Source organism: Curtobacterium sp. AG1037 (assembly GCF_003349855.1).
In the GTDB taxonomy this organism is placed as follows: domain Bacteria; phylum Actinomycetota; class Actinomycetes; order Actinomycetales; family Microbacteriaceae; genus Curtobacterium; species Curtobacterium citreum.
The window spans coordinates 107,509-124,561 of record NZ_QQAO01000011.1 but is presented as its reverse complement, the minus strand read 5'-3'; the positions used below and the strand labels follow the sequence as shown (position 1 = coordinate 124,561).

The 17,053-nt window shown below is 72.3% G+C and carries 16 protein-coding genes; 13 read left to right on the top strand and 3 right to left on the bottom strand.

Annotation, left to right across the window (positions count from 1 at the left end):
* The first annotated feature begins 8 nt into the window (after positions 1–8).
* Positions 9–839, top strand: a complete 831-nt coding sequence (locus DEU32_RS14755) for an undecaprenyl-diphosphate phosphatase (protein WP_114851207.1) — start codon at positions 9–11, stop codon at positions 837–839.
* Complete coding sequence (mshC, locus tag DEU32_RS14750; protein WP_114851206.1) at positions 836–2,080, top strand: cysteine--1-D-myo-inosityl 2-amino-2-deoxy-alpha-D-glucopyranoside ligase; 1,245 nt, start codon at positions 836–838, stop codon at positions 2,078–2,080. The genes DEU32_RS14755 and mshC overlap by 4 nt, the downstream gene beginning before the upstream one ends.
* A gap of 228 nt (positions 2,081–2,308) precedes the next feature.
* Here mshC and DEU32_RS14745 read toward each other — a convergent pair whose 3' ends face one another.
* Positions 2,309–3,235, bottom strand: coding sequence for a proteasome assembly chaperone family protein (locus DEU32_RS14745; RefSeq protein WP_058740873.1), 927 nt, complete (start codon positions 3,233–3,235; stop codon positions 2,309–2,311).
* 144 nt (positions 3,236–3,379) lie between these two features.
* Here DEU32_RS14745 and DEU32_RS14740 point away from each other — a divergent pair, with 144 nt between their 5' ends.
* The 9 genes from DEU32_RS14740 to DEU32_RS14700 all read left to right on the top strand — a co-directional run bounded on the left by DEU32_RS14740 (position 3,380) and on the right by DEU32_RS14700 (position 13,811).
* A complete protein-coding gene (locus DEU32_RS14740; protein WP_231048874.1) occupies positions 3,380–4,090 on the top strand; it encodes an HAD family phosphatase in 711 nt (236 codons plus the stop codon).
* Positions 4,087–5,196 (top strand): tRNA (adenine-N1)-methyltransferase, encoded by a 1,110-nt coding sequence (locus DEU32_RS14735; RefSeq protein WP_258554887.1) that lies wholly within the window; start codon positions 4,087–4,089, stop codon positions 5,194–5,196. Before DEU32_RS14740 ends, DEU32_RS14735 begins: the two co-directional genes overlap by 4 nt.
* 43 nt (positions 5,197–5,239) lie before the next feature.
* Complete coding sequence (locus DEU32_RS16975) at positions 5,240–6,163, top strand: FKBP-type peptidyl-prolyl cis-trans isomerase (protein ID WP_147281490.1); 924 nt, start codon at positions 5,240–5,242, stop codon at positions 6,161–6,163.
* Positions 6,164–6,265: 102 nt separating this feature from the next.
* Positions 6,266–7,321: a YafY family protein gene (locus DEU32_RS14725; protein ID WP_114851205.1), complete on the top strand. Its 1,056-nt coding sequence runs from the start codon at positions 6,266–6,268 to the stop codon at positions 7,319–7,321.
* Positions 7,314–8,285, top strand: coding sequence for a YafY family protein (locus tag DEU32_RS14720; RefSeq protein ID WP_114851204.1), 972 nt, complete (start codon positions 7,314–7,316; stop codon positions 8,283–8,285). Before DEU32_RS14725 ends, DEU32_RS14720 begins: the two co-directional genes overlap by 8 nt.
* Before the next feature lie 234 nt (positions 8,286–8,519).
* Positions 8,520–9,272, top strand: coding sequence for a twin-arginine translocase subunit TatC (tatC, locus tag DEU32_RS14715; protein ID WP_114851203.1), 753 nt, complete (start codon positions 8,520–8,522; stop codon positions 9,270–9,272).
* Positions 9,272–11,713, top strand: coding sequence for an RNA helicase (locus DEU32_RS14710; RefSeq protein WP_114851202.1), 2,442 nt, complete (start codon positions 9,272–9,274; stop codon positions 11,711–11,713). The genes tatC and DEU32_RS14710 overlap by 1 nt, the downstream gene beginning before the upstream one ends.
* An 11-nt stretch (positions 11,714–11,724) precedes the next feature.
* Positions 11,725–13,356 carry an apolipoprotein N-acyltransferase gene (gene lnt, locus DEU32_RS14705; RefSeq protein ID WP_114851201.1) on the top strand — a complete coding sequence of 544 codons (1,632 nt, stop codon included), beginning with the start codon at positions 11,725–11,727 and terminating at the stop codon, positions 13,354–13,356.
* A 104-nt stretch (positions 13,357–13,460) separates the two neighbouring features.
* Positions 13,461–13,811 (top strand): RNA polymerase-binding protein RbpA, encoded by a 351-nt coding sequence (locus tag DEU32_RS14700; protein WP_058740868.1) that lies wholly within the window; start codon positions 13,461–13,463, stop codon positions 13,809–13,811.
* A gap of 178 nt (positions 13,812–13,989) precedes the next feature.
* Here DEU32_RS14700 and DEU32_RS14695 read toward each other — a convergent pair whose 3' ends face one another.
* Together DEU32_RS14695 and DEU32_RS14690 are read right to left on the bottom strand one after the other, a co-directional pair.
* Positions 13,990–15,147 carry an SPFH domain-containing protein gene (locus DEU32_RS14695; RefSeq protein ID WP_114851200.1) on the bottom strand — a complete coding sequence of 386 codons (1,158 nt, stop codon included), beginning with the start codon at positions 15,145–15,147 and terminating at the stop codon, positions 13,990–13,992.
* A complete protein-coding gene (locus tag DEU32_RS14690) occupies positions 15,144–15,614 on the bottom strand; it encodes an NfeD family protein (RefSeq protein WP_258554886.1) in 471 nt (156 codons plus the stop codon). The genes DEU32_RS14695 and DEU32_RS14690 overlap by 4 nt, the downstream gene beginning before the upstream one ends.
* Before the next feature lie 172 nt (positions 15,615–15,786).
* Between DEU32_RS14690 and DEU32_RS14685 the strand changes: the two genes are divergently transcribed.
* Complete coding sequence (locus DEU32_RS14685; protein ID WP_114851199.1) at positions 15,787–16,548, top strand: SDR family oxidoreductase; 762 nt, start codon at positions 15,787–15,789, stop codon at positions 16,546–16,548.
* Between the two features lie 10 nt (positions 16,549–16,558).
* Positions 16,559–17,014 (top strand): NUDIX hydrolase, encoded by a 456-nt coding sequence (locus DEU32_RS14680; RefSeq protein WP_114851198.1) that lies wholly within the window; start codon positions 16,559–16,561, stop codon positions 17,012–17,014.
* Positions 17,015–17,053: the final 39 nt, after the last annotated feature.

The following is a 17,053-nucleotide window of genomic DNA, read 5'->3' as shown; positions in this document are numbered from 1 at the left end:
CCCGCACGATGCACATCCTCGAGGCGATCTTCCTCGGCTTCGTGCAGGGACTCACCGAGTTCCTGCCCGTCTCGTCGAGCGCGCACCTGCGCATCGTGGGCCTGTTCCTGCCCGACGCGAAGGACCCCGGCGCGGCCTTCACGGCGGTGACGCAGCTCGGCACCGAGACCGCGGTGCTCATCTACTTCTGGAAGGACATCACGCGGATCGTCGGGCGGTGGTTCCGCTCGGTCCTCCGGCGGGACATCCCGAAGGGCGACCCCGACGTCCGGCTGGGCTGGCTGGTGATCCTCGGGACGATCCCGATCGGGGTCGCGGGGCTGCTGCTCAAGGACTCGATCGAGACCACCTTCCGGTCCCTGTGGATCGTCGCGATCGTCCTCATCGTGTTCGGCATCGTGCTCGGCGTGCTCGACGTCGTCGGTCGCAAGGTGCGCCGCATCGAGCACATGACGTTCCGGAGCGGCCTGCTCATCGGTCTCGCGCAGGTGCTCGCCCTGGTGCCGGGTGTCTCGCGCTCCGGTGCGACCGTCTCGATGGGCCTCGCGCTCGGCTACACCCGTCCGGCCGCGGCGCGGTTCGCGTTCCTGCTCGCGATCCCGGCGGTGTTCCTGTCCGGCTTCTACGAGGCCGCGACGAGCCTCGGGGACACCGGCGCGCCCTTCGGACTCGTCGACACGCTCGTCGCCACGGTGGTCGCGTTCCTCGTCGGCTTCGTCGTGATCGCCGCGTTCATGAACTACATCTCGAAGCGGAGCTTCCTGCCCTTCGTGGTCTACCGGATCGCACTCGGTATCGTGCTCATCGTGTTGCTGTCGCTCGGAGTGGTCCAGCCGTGAGGGCCTGGGAGGCCCCGTCCGTCCCCGACGTCCCCGGGGAGGGCCCTCGTCCCGTCGTGCACGACACGGCGTCCGGGCACCCGGTGGACCCGACGCGCGGCGAGGACCGCGCCGCGCTCTACGTCTGCGGCATCACGCCGTACGACGCGACGCACCTCGGCCATGCCGCGACCTACCTGGCGTTCGACACCCTCGGCCGGGCATGGCGGGACGCCGGGCTCCTGGTCGAGTACGCGCAGAACACGACCGACGTCGACGACCCGCTGCTCGAGCGAGCCGCCCGTGACGGCGTGGACTGGCGCGAGCTCGCCGCCTCGCAGATCGACCTGTTCCGTCGCGACATGGAGGCGCTCCGCGTCCTGCCGCCGGACGAGTACGTCGCCGTCACGGACGAGGTCGAGCGCGTCGCCGAGGCCGTCGCCTTCCTGCAGGAGACCGGCTACGCCTACGCGGTCCCGACGGCGGAGTCCGAGGGCGACGACCTCTACTTCGACGTGAACCGCCCCACCGAGGCGTGGACGCTCGGGGACGAGAGCCGACTGGACCGCGAGACGATGACGCGCCTGTCGGCCGAGCGCGGCGGCGACCCCGACCGTGCCGGCAAGCGCGACCCGCTCGACCCACTGCTCTGGCGCGCCGCGCGCACGGGGGAGCCGTCCTGGGACACCGTCGTCGGTCCGGGACGTCCGGGCTGGCACATCGAGTGCAGCGTCATCGCGGGCGACCGCCTCGGCCTGCCGATCAGCGTGCAGGGCGGCGGCAGCGACCTCGTCTTCCCGCACCACGAGATGAGCGCCGGTCACGCGGCGGCTCTCGCGCACCAACCCCTCGCGAACGCGTTCGTGCACACCGGGATGATCGCCTACCAGGGCGAGAAGATCTCGAAGTCGCTCGGCAACCTCGTCACCGTCCGCGGACTGCTCGACGACGGCGCCGACCCGCGCGCGATCCGCCTCGCCCTGCTGTCGCACAAGTACTCCGACGACTGGGAGTGGTTCGACGGCGAGCTCTCGAGCGCCACGGCACGCCTCGCGACCTGGGACGCCTGGGCCGCCGGCGAGCCGGCCGGACACGCAGACGACGCCGCCGACGTCGCCGCGCGCATCCGCGCACGGGTCGCCGACGACCTCGACACGCCCGGAGCGGTCGCCGCGGTGGACACCGCGATCGCGGGCGGCACGGCCGTCACGCCGGAGCTCGTCGACCTCGTCGACGCCCTGCTCGGCATCCGCCTCGGCTGACAGGTCGGCCCGCGCCGGTCGAGCGTGCACGACACGCCGCGCGTGTGCCGCTGGGCGGGCACGTCTCGTCGGCGGACGGCGCCGAACGGGCCAGATCTGGCGCGCTCGGCGCGCCGAGCGGGAGGGCGGCCTGCACACGACGCGGCTGGCGGCTGGCGGACGTGCCCGCAGACGGACGGGAGGCGCGGTGCCAGCCGGCACCGCGCCTCCCGTCCGTCTGTGGTGCGTCTACTGCTGGGGCGGCCGCCAGGGACCCTCGCCACCCGCGGTGCCGCCGTCCTTGCCGTCCTTGCGCTCCCGCCGCCGGAGGTACTGCTCGAACTCCTGCGCGATGGCGTCCCCGGACGCCTCGGGGGAGTCGACGGTGTCCCGGGCCTGCTCGAGCTGCCCGATGTAGCTCGCCATGTCCTCGTCGTCGGCGGCGAGGGCGTCGATGCCCTCCTCCCACTCCGTGGCCTCGTCGAGCAGGGTGCCGCGCGGCACGGTGACGTCGGTGAGCTCCTCCATCTTGTCGAGGAGCGACAGGGTCGCCTTCGGCGAAGGGGAGTTGTGCACGTAGTGCGGGACCGAGGCCCAGAGCGACAGGGTCGTCAGGCCCGAGGTGTCCATCGCGTCGGACAGCACGCCGAGGATGCCCGTCGGGCCCTCGTACGTGGAGCGGTCGACGTCGAAGGCCGAGCGCACCCCGGCGTCCTCGCTCGAGACGAACACCGAGATCGGTCGGGTGTGCGGCACGTCGGCGAGCATCGCCCCGACGAACACCACGGCGTCGATCGAGTACACGTCCGCGAGGTCGATCACCTCGGCGCAGAAGCCGCGCCACGTCCGTGAGGGCTCGGGGCCGACGAGCACGAAGACCTCCCGCTCGGACTCGGCACCCGTGGCGCCGACGACCGGTCGACCGTCCTGGCCGGGGCCGTACAGCACGATCCGGGGCCAGGTGATGCCGCGGGAGCCGTCCTCCGAGGTCCCGACCTCGGGTCGGTTGAACTGGTAGTCGACGTACCGTTCGCCGTCGATCTCGCGCAGTTCGTCGAGCCCCAGGGCGTCCACGATGCGGCGAGCGAGTCCGCTGGCCGCCTCGCCGGCGTCGTTCCAGCCCTCGAACGCGACGACGAGCAGTCGGCCGTCGCTGAAGGGGGAGTGCTGTGGCACGGAGGGGCCTCCTGGTGGTGGAGCGGGGCACGCGCGGCACGCGCGCGGCCGGACACGGGACGAGTCCCCAGGATAGGCCCGGCGCTCGTCGGGGCGCGGGGGCGTCCGCGTGCAGCGGAACCCCGACCGCTAGACTCGTCGCCCGTGACCGCCCAGCACCCCGACCGAGTCCTGCCCGCAGCCGTGCTGTGGGACATGGACGGCACGCTCATCGACACGGAGCCGATCTGGCAGCAGTCCCAGGTGGAGCTGACCGCCCGGTACGGCGCCGAGTGGACCCACGAGGACGGCCTCTCGCTCGTCGGCTCCGGCCTCGAGCGCTCGGGGGAGATCCTCAGGGACAAGGGCGTCGACATGGAGGTCGAGGAGATCGTCCAGTGGATGACCGACTACGTGACCGAGCGGCTCGACGGCGAAGAACTGCCGTGGCGCCCGGGGGCGCGTGAGCTCGTCGAGGAGCTGCACGACCGCGGGGTCCCGACCGCCCTCGTGACGATGTCCCGCCGCAAGATGGCCCTGGTCGCGGCGGAGGCCCTCGGCGCCCGTGGCTTCCGTGTCGTCGTCGCCGGTGACGACGTCGACCGCCCCAAGCCCTTCCCGGACGCGTACCTGGCCGCCGCCGACGCCCTCGGCGTCGAGGCCACGGCCTGCGTCGCGGTCGAGGACTCAGCCACCGGCGTCGCAGCGGCGGTCGCGTCCGGCGCCGTCACGGTCGCCGTCGAGCACATCGTGCCGCTCTCCGAGATCGGCGGGGGCGACGTGCACCTGACGACCCTCGACGGGGTCGACGTCGACCGCCTGGTCGAGCTCACCGGTCCGGCCCTGGCCGCCCGCACCGAGGCGGTGGCCCGATGACGACCGAGCAGCACGACGACCAGCACGACCAGCAGCCCGCCGACCAGCACGACGAGCTCGCCGCCCTGCCGCACACCGCGGGGGGCGCTCCGCACACCCCGCCGCGCGGTCCGTTCCGCGCCGGGGACCGCGTGCAGCTCACCGGCCCGAAGGGCAAGCTCACGACGCTGTCGCTGGAGACCGCGGGGGAGTACCACACCCACCGCGGTGTCCTCCGGCACGACGACGTCATCGGCCAGCCCGACGGCTCCGTGATCCGGGCGAGCACCGGCGACGAGTACCTCGCGCTCCGCCCGCTCCTCAACGACTACGTCATGTCGATGCCGCGCGGTGCCGCGATCGTCTACCCGAAGGACGCGGCCCAGATCGTCGCCTTCGCCGACGTCTTCCCGGGTGCCCGCGTGGTCGAGGCCGGCGTGGGGTCCGGTGCGCTGTCGCTCTTCCTGCTCCGCGCGATCGGCCCGACCGGTCGCCTGCAGTCCTTCGAGCGTCGGGAGGAGTTCGCGGCGATCGCCCGCGGCAACGTCGGGACCTTCCTCGGCGCCGTCCCGGACAACTGGTCCGTCACGGTCGGCGACCTCGTCGAGGAGCTCCCGAACGCGACCGAGCCGCAGAGCGTCGACCGGGTCGTGCTCGACATGCTCGCCCCGTGGGAGTGCGTGGACGCGGCGGCGGACGCGCTCGTCCCCGGCGGGCTCATCGTCTGCTACGTCGCCACCGTCACGCAGCTGTCCCGCACCGCCGAGGCCCTCCGCGACACCGGGCGCTTCACGGACCCGCAGTCGAGCGAGACCCTCGTGCGCACCTGGCACGTCGAGGGTCTGGCCGTCCGACCGGACCACCGGATGGTCGGACACACCGGCTTCCTGGTCACGGCACGCCGCCTGGCCGACGGCGTCGTGCTCCCCAACCTGAAGCGTCGCGCAGGCAAGGCGGAGTTCTCGGACGAGGACGTCGAGGCCTGGACGCCCGGCGCCGTGGGGGAGCGGTCGGCCAGCGACAAGAAGCTCCGCAAGGTCGCACGGCAGGCGGCAGCGCAGGCCCGCAAGGTGGCCGCCGCCGAGGCCGGTGCAGCACAGCCCGGTCCGGTCGAGGGCGACCGGTAGAGTACCGACCGTGCCCGTCCTGCATCGAACGGAAAGAGGGTCCGTGCGCACCATCCCCGCACTCCTGGTCACCATCGGCCTCGCCGCCGCCCTCACCGGCTGCTCCGCCAGCGGTGCCGGCACGACGCCGCCCCGCTGCGCCGCCCCCGGGGCCGCGTCGCAGGCGGTCACCGCGATCGGTGCGTTCGGCACGGAGCCGAAGGTGAACGTCCCGGCCGGGCTCACCACGAAGGGCACGCAGGTCTCGGTGCTCCGTTCCGGTGACGGTCGTGCGGTCGAGCAGGGCACGCCGGTCCTCGTCGAGTACACGCTCGTCGACGGTGCCACCGGGAAGGTCGTCGAGACGAGCGGCTACTCCGGCCAGAGCGCGCTGCTCACCGCGGGTGCGGACAAGTTCGGCGCCCTCGGTGCCGCGCTCGAGTGCTCGAACGTCGGCGACCGCCTGGCCGTCGCGCTCCCGAAGAGCGCCCTGACCGCCGGGGCGAGCACCTCCACCGAGTCCTCGAAGACCGAGGACGCCGTCGTCGCCGTGGTGGACGTGCGCCGCGCCTACGACGCCCGCGCGACCGGGACCCCGCAGCTCGCCGGCGACGAGATGCCCGCGGTCGTCCTCGCACCGTCCGGCGCCCCCGGCATCACGATCCCCTCGTGGAGCGCGCCGACGAGCGACGAGTACCACCTGCTCCGCAAGGGCAGCGGCGCCGAGCTCACCGACAAGGACACCGCGGTCTTCAAGTACACGGCCGTGACCTGGGGCGACTCGACCGCCGACTCGAACGTCACCGGGTCGAACTGGACCGACGGCTCGGGCGCGCAGACGCTGCCGCTCGCCGAGGGCCAGGTCATCGACGGCGTGCGCAAGGCCGTGATCGGCCGTCACGTCGGCGACCAGGTCCTGGCGATCGTGCACCAGGGCGGTTCGGCGACGGCGTACGTCATCGACGTCCTCGGCGTCATGCCGTCCTGATCGAGTCCCTCCCGGACCGGCCCCCGCGCACCGCGTCGAGCCGTCCACCGACCGACGCGCGGGTGCACTCCGGTGCACCCGCGCTGTCGTAGGATCGGGCTCGTGCCAGCGACCCGAGCTCCCCGTGTGCCCGCAGAGGAGCGGCTCTTCAGCCTCGTGCTGGCGCTGCTCTCGACGGAGTCCGGGCTGACGAAGGCCGAGATCCTCGCGAACGTGCAGGGCTACCGGCAGCGCTTCACCCCCGGCGGCGACAACGCGTCGCTCGAGCGGCAGTTCGAACGCGACAAGGACGACGTCCGCGAGCTCGGCATCCCGCTCGAGACGATCGAGACCCCGGGGGCGGCGGGCAACAACCAGACGCTCCGCTACCGGATCCCGAAGGGCGAGTACGACCTGCCGCTCGACGTCCGGTTCACGCCCGACGAGTCCGCGCTGCTGTCGCTCGCCGCGATGGCCTGGCGCGAGGGCGCGCTGTCCGCCGACTCCCGCCGGGCACTCCTCAAGGTCCGTTCGGCCGGCACGGACGACTCCGCCGCCGACGACACCGGCGCCGACGACGTCGAGGACCCCCGCGGCATGGCCGCCTACGCTCCACGGCTCCGGACCCGCGACGCGGCGTTCGAACCCCTGCGGTCCGCGCTCGACCGGGCAGCGGCCGTGCGCTTCGACTACATCACCCCGGGCGAGCACGAGCCCCGGCAGCGCGACGTCGCACCGCTCGCGCTCGTCCAGCACGGCGGCCGGTGGATGCTCTGCGCGCACGAGTTCTCGACGGGCGGGACGAAGAACTACCTGCTCTCCCGGATCGTCGGTCCGGTGACCACCCACCACCCCGGACAGCACCCCGCACCGGCCGGTGCCGGCGAGCGCGCCCTCGCCGAGCTCGACCGGATCTGGGCCGAGCGGACCGCGCGCATCGCCGTGCAGCCCGGCTCGGACGCCGAGCGGCGGCTGCAGCGCCGTCGGGGGACCGAGGTCGACGGCGGCGGCGTGCTCGTCGTGCACCACGTCGACCCGCAGATCCTGGCCGAGGAACTCGCCGCGTTCGGCCCGGAGGTCCGCGTGCTCGAGCCCGCCGCACTGCGCGAGCAGGTGGCGGCCCGGCTCCGCGGCCTGGTCGCCGACCACACGGACCCCGAGGAGACCGCGCGTGGCTGACCAGCAACCGCTCCAGGCGCAGGACAAGCTCGCGTTCCTGCTCGTGCTCGTCCCGTACCTGATCGACCACGAGCGCGTCTCGGTCGCCGACGCCGCACGGCACTTCGGGGTCACCGAGCAGCGCATCCGCCGGGCCGTCGAGCTCATCGCGGTGTCCGGCGTCCCCGGCGAGACCATGCAGTACCAGCACGGCGACCTGTTCGACATCGCATGGGACGACTTCGAGCAGAACGACATGATCGTGCTGACGAACCTCGTCGCGATCGACGACGCGCCCAGGCTCTCCGCGCGCGAGGCCTCGGCGCTGATCGCCGGGCTCCAGTACCTGTCCGCCCTGCCCGAGGCCGCCGACCGCCAGGCCATCCACGACCTGATGGCCAAGTTGTCGCGCGGCGCCGGGGGAGCAGCGTCGAACGTCGCCGTCGGCCAGGACCTGCACGACGCCACGCTCGCGACGATCCGGCGCGCGATGGCGGACGGCCGCGGGCTCGTGTTCGACTACGCCGGCCCGCGCACCCGCGGCAGCACCCGCCGCGTCGATCCGCTCCGGGTGGAGTCGATCGACACCGACTGGTACCTCCGCGCCTGGGACCTGGACCGCGACGCGCTCCGGACGTTCCGCCTCGACCGGATGTCCGCGGTGGTCGTCGACGACCGCGCTGCCGAGCGGTCCACCGCAGACGTGGTCATCCCGGACACGCTCTTCCAGCAGTCGGGCCAGGACGTCATCGTCACGGTCGAGCTCGACTGCTCGGCGCTGCCGCTCGTCGCGGACTTCCTCGCCGACACGGCCGACGCCGAGGACGCCGACGGCCGCGTCCGCATCCGTCTCGCCGCGTCGAACGGCTTCGACGGCGTGGTGCGGCTGGTCGCCGGGCTGCCGGGCCGCGCAGTCGTCCTCGACCCGCCGGCGGCGCGCGCGGCCGTCCGGTCGTTTGCCGAGGCGGCCCTGGCCGCCGAGTAGCGGGCGCCTGCCGGGCCGCGCGCGTCGCGTCGTGCGTGACGCGACCGCGTGACGGACGGGAGGCACGGGGTCGGCCCGCACCGTGCCTCCCGTCCGCCTCGACGCGGCCTGTGCGTCGCGCCCGCGCGACCGACTTGTCGGTGCCGGTCCCGTAGGATCGACCGCATGGCTTCGACGACCGCGAGCGGGCGAGCGGAGCGGCCCGGTCGTCCGAAGAAGGATACCGAGGGCCGCATGTCGCTCGGGCAGCACCTCATCGAGCTGCGGAACCGGCTGTTCAAGGCCGTCGTCGCGGTCGCGGTCTGCGCGATCGGTGGCTGGTTCCTCACGCCGTTCGTGCTCGACGCGCTGCGCGCGCCGGTCACCCAGCTGGCCGAGGTCGGCGGCCACACCGCCGAACTGAACTTCCCGATGATCACCGGGGCCTTCGACCTGAAACTGCAGATCGCGATCACGATCGGCATCGTCATCTCGAGCCCGGTCTGGCTGTACCAGGTGTGGGCGTTCATCGTCCCCGCGCTCGTGCGCCGCGAGAAGCAGTACGTGTTCGGGTTCCTCGGCACCGCCATCCCGTTGTTCTTCGCCGGGTGCTGGTTCGGGTGGTACATCCTGCCGCACGTCGTCGGGATCCTCGGCAGCTTCGTCTCCGCGCAGGACACGTCGATCGTCGACGCCAAGGCCTACTACGACTTCGTCATCAAGCTCATCGTCGCCGTCGGCATCGCGTTCGTCCTGCCGGTGTTCCTCGTGCTGCTGAACTTCGTCGGCGTGCTGTCGGCCGCCTCGATCATCAAGGCCTGGCGCGTCGCGATCCTGTGCATCCTGGTGTTCTGCGCGATCGTCACGCCGTCCGCCGACGTCATCTCGATGTTCCTGCTCGCCGTGCCGATGGTCGTGCTCTACATCGCGGCCTGCGCGGTGACGTGGATCCACGACCGTCGGGCGGCCAAGCGCCAGGCGAAGCTCGACGCGGAGTACGGAGCCTGATGACCACGGAACTCAGCCCCGCCGAGCGGTACCGGGCGGCGAAGGTCCGGAACCGTTCGCGCAACCTCGAGCTGTTCCGCACCGACCTGCGCTTCGACCTCGACCCGTTCCAGACGGCCGCGTGCGACGCCCTCGACCAGGGCCGCAGCGTCCTGGTCGCCGCGCCGACCGGTGCGGGCAAGACGATCGTCGCCGAGTTCGCGATCTGGCTCGCGATGCGCCAGCCCACGCCGAAGGTGTTCTACACGACGCCGATGAAGGCGCTGAGCAACCAGAAGTACGCCGAGCTCGTGCAGGCCTACGGCGAATCCGAGGTCGGGCTGCTCACCGGGGACACGAACGTCAACCCTCGCGCCCGGGTCGTCGTGATGACGACCGAGGTCCTGCGGAACATGATCTACGCGGGCTCCGACCTGCTGGACGACCTGGCGTGGGTCGTCCTCGACGAGGTGCACTACCTGGCCGACCGGTTCCGCGGTGCGGTCTGGGAAGAGGTCATCCTGCACCTCCCGACCGAGGTCCGACTGGTCTCGCTGAGCGCGACGGTCTCCAACGCCGAGGAGTTCGGCGACTGGCTGCAGACCGTCCGCGGGGACACCGACGTCATCGTGTCCGAGGACCGTCCGGTGCCGCTCGAGCAGCACGTGCTCGTCGGCTCGAAGATGGTCGACCTGTTCGACTCCAGCGGTGCCGCGGCGACGAACCGCGTCAACCCGGAGCTCCTCCGGCTCGTCGGCGGCGCGTCCCGCAGCGAGCGGCACGGCGGCGGACACCGCGGGCGCCGTGGACGCGGCGGGTACCCGGAGCACCGCGGACCGCGCACCGAGAAGATGTTCCGCGAGCAGATCGCCCGCGTCCTCGACGAGCGCATGCTGCTCCCGGCGATCTTCTTCGTGTTCAGCCGGAACGGCTGCGACCAGGGCGTGCGCCAGGTGCTCCGCTCCGGCGTGTCGTTCACGACCGCGCAGGAGCGGCGCGAGATCCGCGAGACCGCCGAGTACCACTGCCGGACGCTCCTCGACGAGGACCTCGCCGTCCTCGGGTACTGGGAGTGGCTCGAGGGGCTCGAGCGCGGCGTTGCGGCCCACCATGCCGGACTCCTGCCGGCGTTCAAGGAGGTCGTCGAGGACCTCTTCCGCCGCAAGCTGCTCAAGGTGGTCTTCGCGACCGAGACGCTCGCGCTCGGGGTGAACATGCCGGCGCGGACCGTGGTGCTCGAGAAGCTCGAGAAGTTCAACGGCGAAGCCCGTGTGCCGATCACCCCGGGGGAGTACACGCAGCTCACCGGTCGCGCGGGCCGACGGGGCATCGACGTCGAGGGACACTCGGTCATCCAGTGGTCCGACGGGCTCGACCCGCAGGCCGTGGCGTCCCTCGCGAGCCGGCGCACGTACCCGCTCAACTCGTCGTTCAAGCCGACCTACAACATGGCGGTCAACCTGATCGACCAGTTCGGGCGGCAGCGCACGCGCGAGGTCCTCGAGACCTCGTTCGCACAGTTCCAGGCGGACCGCTCGGTCGTCGACCTCGCCCGCAAGGTGCGGTCGCAGCAAGAGTCGCTCGACGGGTACCAGCAGGCCATGGAGTGCCACCTCGGTGACTTCACCGAGTACGCGGCGCTCCGTCGGCAGCTCTCCGACCTCGAACGGACGAACGTGCCCGGCGGCCGCGAGGCGTCGCACGGCGCCAAGCGCGACCGGCAGGCGGCGATCACCGAGGTCCGTCGACAGATGCAGCGGCATCCCTGCCACGCCTGCCCGGACCGCGAGGCGCACGCCCGCTGGGCCGAGCGCTGGTACAAGCTCAAGCGCGCCAACGACAAGCTCGTGCAGCAGATCCGCTCCCGCACGGGCGCCGTCGCGACGACGTTCGACCGGGTGACGGACGTGCTCCTGCAGCTCGGCTACCTGGTTCCGACCGGTGACGGCGAGGCGACCGTCGCGCCCGGCGGCCGACGCCTGCAGCGGATCTACGGCGAGCGGGACCTGCTCGTCGCCGAGTGCCTCGAGGCGGGGGTCTGGAAGGACCTCACGCCGGCGCAGCTCGCCGCGATGGCCGCCACGATCGTCTACCAGCCGCGGCGCGAGGACGCTCCCGGCACCGAGCACGCCCTGCCCCGCGGCGCGTTCCGTCCGGCGCTCGACGAGACCCTCACGATCTGGGCGCGGCTCGACGACGTCGAGCGGGACGCACGGCTCGCCGGGTCGCAGCCGCCCACCCCGGCGATGGCGGTCGGCATGTTCCGCTGGGCGTCGGGGTCCGCGCTCGACGACGTGCTCCGCACGCTCGACCTGCCCGCCGGGGACTTCGTGCGCTGGTCGAAGCAGGTCATCGACTTGCTCGACCAGGTGAAGAACGCGGGCGACGACGACCTGTCCACGACCGCGCGGCGCGCGACGGACGCGGTGCGCCGCGGCATCGTCGCCTACGCGACGGTCTGACAGGAGGCACCATGGCGGTCCTCGGCAGCGCGGTGCGCCCGCACGGTGGTGGCGTCCGGCGTCGTCCCGGAGACGACCGGCCGTCGTCGAGCGCGCCGGTGCGGGACGCGTTCGCGGCCCTGCCGCTCCGCACCGCGCTGCCGCTCGCGGTGATCGGCGGCCTGCTCTTCGCGCTCTCGTTCCCGTCCCCCGGGTGGTGGTTCCTCGCCTACCCGGCGATGGCCTGCATGCTCCTCGCCGCGATGGGACAGCGCGCCCGCCGCGCCGCGTGGCTCGGGTACGTCGCCGGTGCCGCGTTCTGGCTGCCGGCGATCTCGTGGGCCGGTCGCTACCTCGGCCCGGTGCCGTGGCTCGCGCTCGCCCTGTTCGAGGCGGCGTACTTCGCCCTCGGCGCGGTCGCGATCGCGCTCGCCTACCGGTGGGTGGGCCGGGTGTCCCGGTCGGTCGCCTGGCGGGTGTGGGTGCTGCCGGCGGTCGTCGCGGGCCTCTGGACGGGGCGCGAGTGGTTCTCCGGCAGCTGGCCGTACGAGGGCTTCGCCTGGGGACGCGTCGGCCTGTCCCAGTCGCAGGGACCGTTCATGCACCTCGCCGCGTACGTCGGCGTGCTCGGCGTGACCTTCGTCGTCGTGTACTGCGTCGCCGTGGCGCTCTCGCTCGTCCTCGTCGTGCCCGAGGACCCCGGTGCGGTGCTCCGTGCGCCGATCCGCGTCGCGACCGCGGGACTCCTGGTCGCCGCGGTGCTCGTCGTGCCCGCGTGGCCGACCCCGACCGACGGCACCATCCGGATCGAGGCCGTGCAGGGCAACGGACCCGCCGGGTACTTCGACGGTGCACAGCCGGGCGAGGTCCTCAACGCCCAGGTGGCTGCGACCGAGGTCGGCGCGAAGGGCGTCGACCTCGTGGTGTGGCCCGAGGCCTCCGCGGAGTTCGACCCCCGTGTCCAGCCGGTGATCGCCGACGCCCTGGACACCGTCGTCGAATCCGTCGGCGCCCCGATCGTCGCCGGGGCGATCACGCAGACGGCCTCGGGCGTGCTGCACAACACGTCCTTCGTGTGGACCGCCGACGGGTGGCAGTCCTCGTACGACAAGAAGCGTCCCGTGCCGTTCGGCGAGTACGTCCCGGACCGCTGGTTCTTCTCGAAGCTCGCACCGTCCCTCATCGGGCTCCTCCAGCGGGACTACACGCCCGGGACCAAGCCGAACGTCCTCGAGGTCGCGGGCATCAAGGCCGGGATCGCGATCTGCTTCGACATCGTCGACGACGGGCTCACGACCGACATGGCCCGCGGGGGAGCGCAGGTGATCCTCGCCCAGACGAACAACGCCGACTTCGACGGCACCGACGAGAACCTGCAGCAGCTCGAGATCGCGCGGCTCCGGGCGGTCGAGACCGGTCGGTCGCTCGTCAACATCTCCACGGTCGGGGCCTCACAGGTCATCGACCCGACCGGTCGGACGATCGACCGGGTGCCGGCGTACACGGCGACGTCGATGATCACCGACGTGCCGCTCGGCACCGGGACGACCCCGGCGACGCTCGCTTCCGGGTCGGTCACGCTCGTCGTCGCGCTCGGGTCGCTGCTCGCGCTCCTCGCCTGCGCGCCGTGGGGTCGACGGCGCTCCACCGCCTCGCGGGGCTGAACACCGCCACCTCCCTCTGGGAACGGTCTGTGAATGCGCCTCACCGGGATGGATGCCGCGTGGGACAGTGTTGGGGACTGCAGACGAGCGAGAGGAGCACAACCATGGCTGATCGGAGTCTCCGCGGCATGCGGCTCGGAAGTCAGAGTCTCCAGAGCGAGGAGGGCGTCGAGCTCTCCGACCGGAAGCGTGCGGTCTACCAGACGACGTCGGGGGAGACGTTCGACGTCGTCTTCTCGGCCGATGCCGAGGTCCCCCAGACGTGGTCCGAGCCCCGGACCGGTCGCGAGGGTCGCCTGCTCGGCGACGACGGCATCCCCGTCGAGGTCGCTGCAGAGGACGTCAAGGCACCGAGGACCCACTGGGACATGCTGCTCGAGCGGCGGTCCCGCGAGGAGCTCGAGGAGCTGCTCGAGGAACGCCTGGCGGTCCTGCGCGCCCGACGCGGGGCCTGAGCCGCGCGGCCTGAGCGGCCGCGCACCGGCCGCGAGACCTGCGCCGCGGCACCGACGGTCGTGCGCCTGGTTCCACGCCCGCACGGCAGCCCCGCCCGCCGACACGACGACGCCCGTCCCGGATCATCCGGGACGGGCGTCGTCGTGTCCGGCCGCGCGCGTGCCAGCCCGGGTGTGACTAGGCCTGCGGCCGGTCGTCCCCGAGGACGTCCTTCGTCACGTCGTCCGCGGCCGCGAGGTGCGCGTCGACACTCCGGTCGGACTCCGCGAGCCGCTCGTCGAGCGCCGCGTCCGGGACGATGTCGGCGGCCGTCGCGTCCGGTCGGGGGTTCGACGCGGCGGCACCGTCGACCGTGGCGGTGTCGGCGAGGCTCTTGTTCGCGAGCTCCGAGATCTTCGCCAGGAAGTCGGTACCGCCGCCGGCACCCGCGACCGGGCCGGATCCGGAGCGGCTCGCCGTGAAGCCCTTCGCGATGCCGGAGAGCGCCTCGGTGAACTCGCTCGGGATCATCCAGAGCTTGTTCGACGTTCCTTCGGCGATCTTCGGCAGCGTCTGCAGGTACTGGTACGACAGCAGCTTCTCGTCCGGGTCGCCCGTGTGGATGGCGTCGAACACGGTCGCGATCGCCTGCGCCTCGCCCTCGGCGCGCAGGACCTGGGCCTTCGCGTCACCCTCGGCCTGCAGGATGGCGGCCTGTCGCTGGCCCTCGGCCTCGAGGATCTGGGACTGCTTCGTGCCCTCGGCCTGCAGGATCGCCGCACGACGGTTCCGCTCGGCACGCAGCTGCTGCTCCATGGCGTCCTGGATCGACACGGGCGGCTCGATCGCCTTGAGCTCGACGCGGCCGACGCGGATGCCCCACTTGCCGGTGGCCTCGTCGAGGACGACCCGGAGCTGGCCGTTGATGTTGTCGCGGCTGGTCAGGGCCTCTTCGAGGTTCAGGCCACCGACCACGTTGCGGAGGGTGGTGGTCGTGAGCTGCTCGACGGCTCCGAGGTAGTTCGCGATCTCGTACGTCGCCGCGCGGGCGTCCGTCACCTGGAAGTACACGACCGTGTCGATCGAGACCACGAGGTTGTCCTCGGTGATCACGGGCTGCGGCGGGAACGAGACGACCTGCTCGCGCATGTCGATGAGCGGCCGGAGGCGGTCGATGAACGGCACCAGGATGTTGAGCCCCGGGTTGAGGGTCTTGTGGTACTTCCCGAGTCGTTCGACGATTCCCGCGGTGGCCTGGGGCACGATCCGGATCGCGCGGGACAGGACGACGATCACGAAGACGACGACGACGAGGACGAGGACGAGCAGAGCGATCGTCCCGGTTGAGATGGTCACGAGGTGGCCCTTTCTCCGAGGCGGACGACCGCGGTCGACCCCTCGATGGACTCGACGACCACGGGGGCGCCGAGCGGTGGTGTGCGGTCGGGGCAGTCGGCGGCGAGCCGGGCGCTCCACGTCTCGCCGTTCGCGAGCCGGACCTGACCCGGCGTCGACGACGTGAACGCGACGGCGACCGTGCCGCGCAGGCCGATCAGTCCCTCGATGTTGGTGCGGTGCGGATCGGCGCTCCGGCCCAGGGCCGCGAGGAGCCGCGGGCGGACGAGCGAGAGCAGCAGCAGCGCGACGCCGGCGGCGACGATGGCCGCGAGCCACCACGGTGCGCCGAGCAGCGCTGCGATCAACCCCCCGGCCGCCCCAGCCGCGAGCATCAGGAAGATGAAGTCGAGGGTGAAGACCTCGACCACCCCGAGCAGCAGTGTCAGTCCGATCCAGACGATGGTCTGGATCCAGTCGGTGTTCACGCGGACTCCCTCCCTCGTCGCGCACGCCTGCGTGCAGCGTCGCGACTGCCGGTACTTCCCTCCAACCTACCGTCCGCCCCTGACCCCGGGACGAGCGCGGGCGGCGCGGCCCGGACCGGTTGGTAGGCTCGTCGGCGGCCGACCGGCCGGAAGACGCGACCAGGAGAACACTGTGACGAACCCCCTCGCCCCCGGATCCCTCGCCGACAAGCGCGCCCTCGTCACCGGGTCCTCGCGCGGCATCGGCGCCGACACCGTCGGCTACCTGGCGGAGGCCGGCGCGAAGGTCGTCGTGAACTACCGCAACAAGGCACGTCGTGCCGAGCAGATCGCCGAGAAGGTCGTCGCCGCTGGTGGTTCGGCCCTCGCCGTCGCCGCGGACCTGACCGACCACGACTCCGTGCAGGCGATGGTCGACACGGTCGTGTCGGAGTGGGGCGGCATCGACCTCCTCGTCCTGAACGCCTCCGGCGGCATGGAGGCCGACCTGGGCGAGGACTACGCGCTCCGCCTGAACCGCGACGCGCAGGTCGACATGCTGCAGACCGCCGTGCCGCACATGCCGACCGGCTCGCGGGTCGTCTTCGTCACGAGCCACCAGGCCCACTTCGTCGAGACCGCCGAGACGATGGACGAGTACGTCCCCGTCGCGAAGAGCAAGCGGGCGGGGGAACTCGCGCTCCGCGAGCTGATCCCGCAGCTCGACGCCGCCGGCATCGAGTTCGTCGTCGTCTCCGGCGACATGATCGAGGGCACCATCACCGCGACGCTCCTCAACCGCCTGAACCCGGGCGCGATCGAGGGTCGTCGGCAGGAGGTCGGGAAGCTCTACAGCGTCTCCGAGTTCGCGGCCGAGATCGCCCTCGCCGCCGTCGAGCCGATCCCCGCCGACCACACCAAGCTCGTCGGCGACGTCAGCGGCTTCACGCAGTAACGTCGTCCGGGTGACCGCCAAGCCCGGCCTGCGCCGCACCTCCCGGATCATCCTGCTCGACCCGGACGACCGCGTGTTCCTGATGGACACGCGGTCGCCGTCGTCCGACGGCGCGCACCGCTGGATCACGCCGGGCGGCGGCGTCGACCCGGGGGAGTCGCACCGGGACGCCGCGGTGCGCGAGCTGCGCGAGGAGACCGGCATCGTCGTCGACGACCCGGGTGAGCCCGTGTGGACCTGGGACTTCACCGTCGAGTGGGACCTCGCCGACCACGACCGCGGCCACAGCGAGTTCTACGTCGTGCGCACGCCGGGTTTCACCCTGTCCGACGCCGGGTGGACCGAGGACGAGCAGGTCGACATCCTCGACGCGCGGTGGTGGACGGCCGACGAGCTGGACGCCACCGACGAGCCGTTCGAACCGGCCGAGCTCCCGGGCCTCGTCCGTCTCCACAGCCGCCGCTGAGGGGCTGTCCCGGCGCCCGCCGGACCGCTACCGTCGTCG

Excerpts from the sequence above, each read along its gene's own strand:
- DEU32_RS14755 (WP_114851207.1), top strand. The coding sequence starts at position 9 with ATGCACATCCTCGAGGCGATCTTCCTCGGCTTCGTGCAGGGACTCACC.
- DEU32_RS14735 (WP_258554887.1), top strand. The coding sequence starts at position 4,087 with ATGACGACCGAGCAGCACGACGACCAGCACGACCAGCAGCCCGCCGAC.
- tatC (WP_114851203.1), top strand. The coding sequence starts at position 8,520 with ATGTCGCTCGGGCAGCACCTCATCGAGCTGCGGAACCGGCTGTTCAAG.
- DEU32_RS14710 (WP_114851202.1), top strand. The coding sequence starts at position 9,272 with ATGACCACGGAACTCAGCCCCGCCGAGCGGTACCGGGCGGCGAAGGTC.
- lnt (WP_114851201.1), top strand. The coding sequence starts at position 11,725 with ATGGCGGTCCTCGGCAGCGCGGTGCGCCCGCACGGTGGTGGCGTCCGG.
- DEU32_RS14700 (WP_058740868.1), top strand. The coding sequence starts at position 13,461 with ATGGCTGATCGGAGTCTCCGCGGCATGCGGCTCGGAAGTCAGAGTCTC.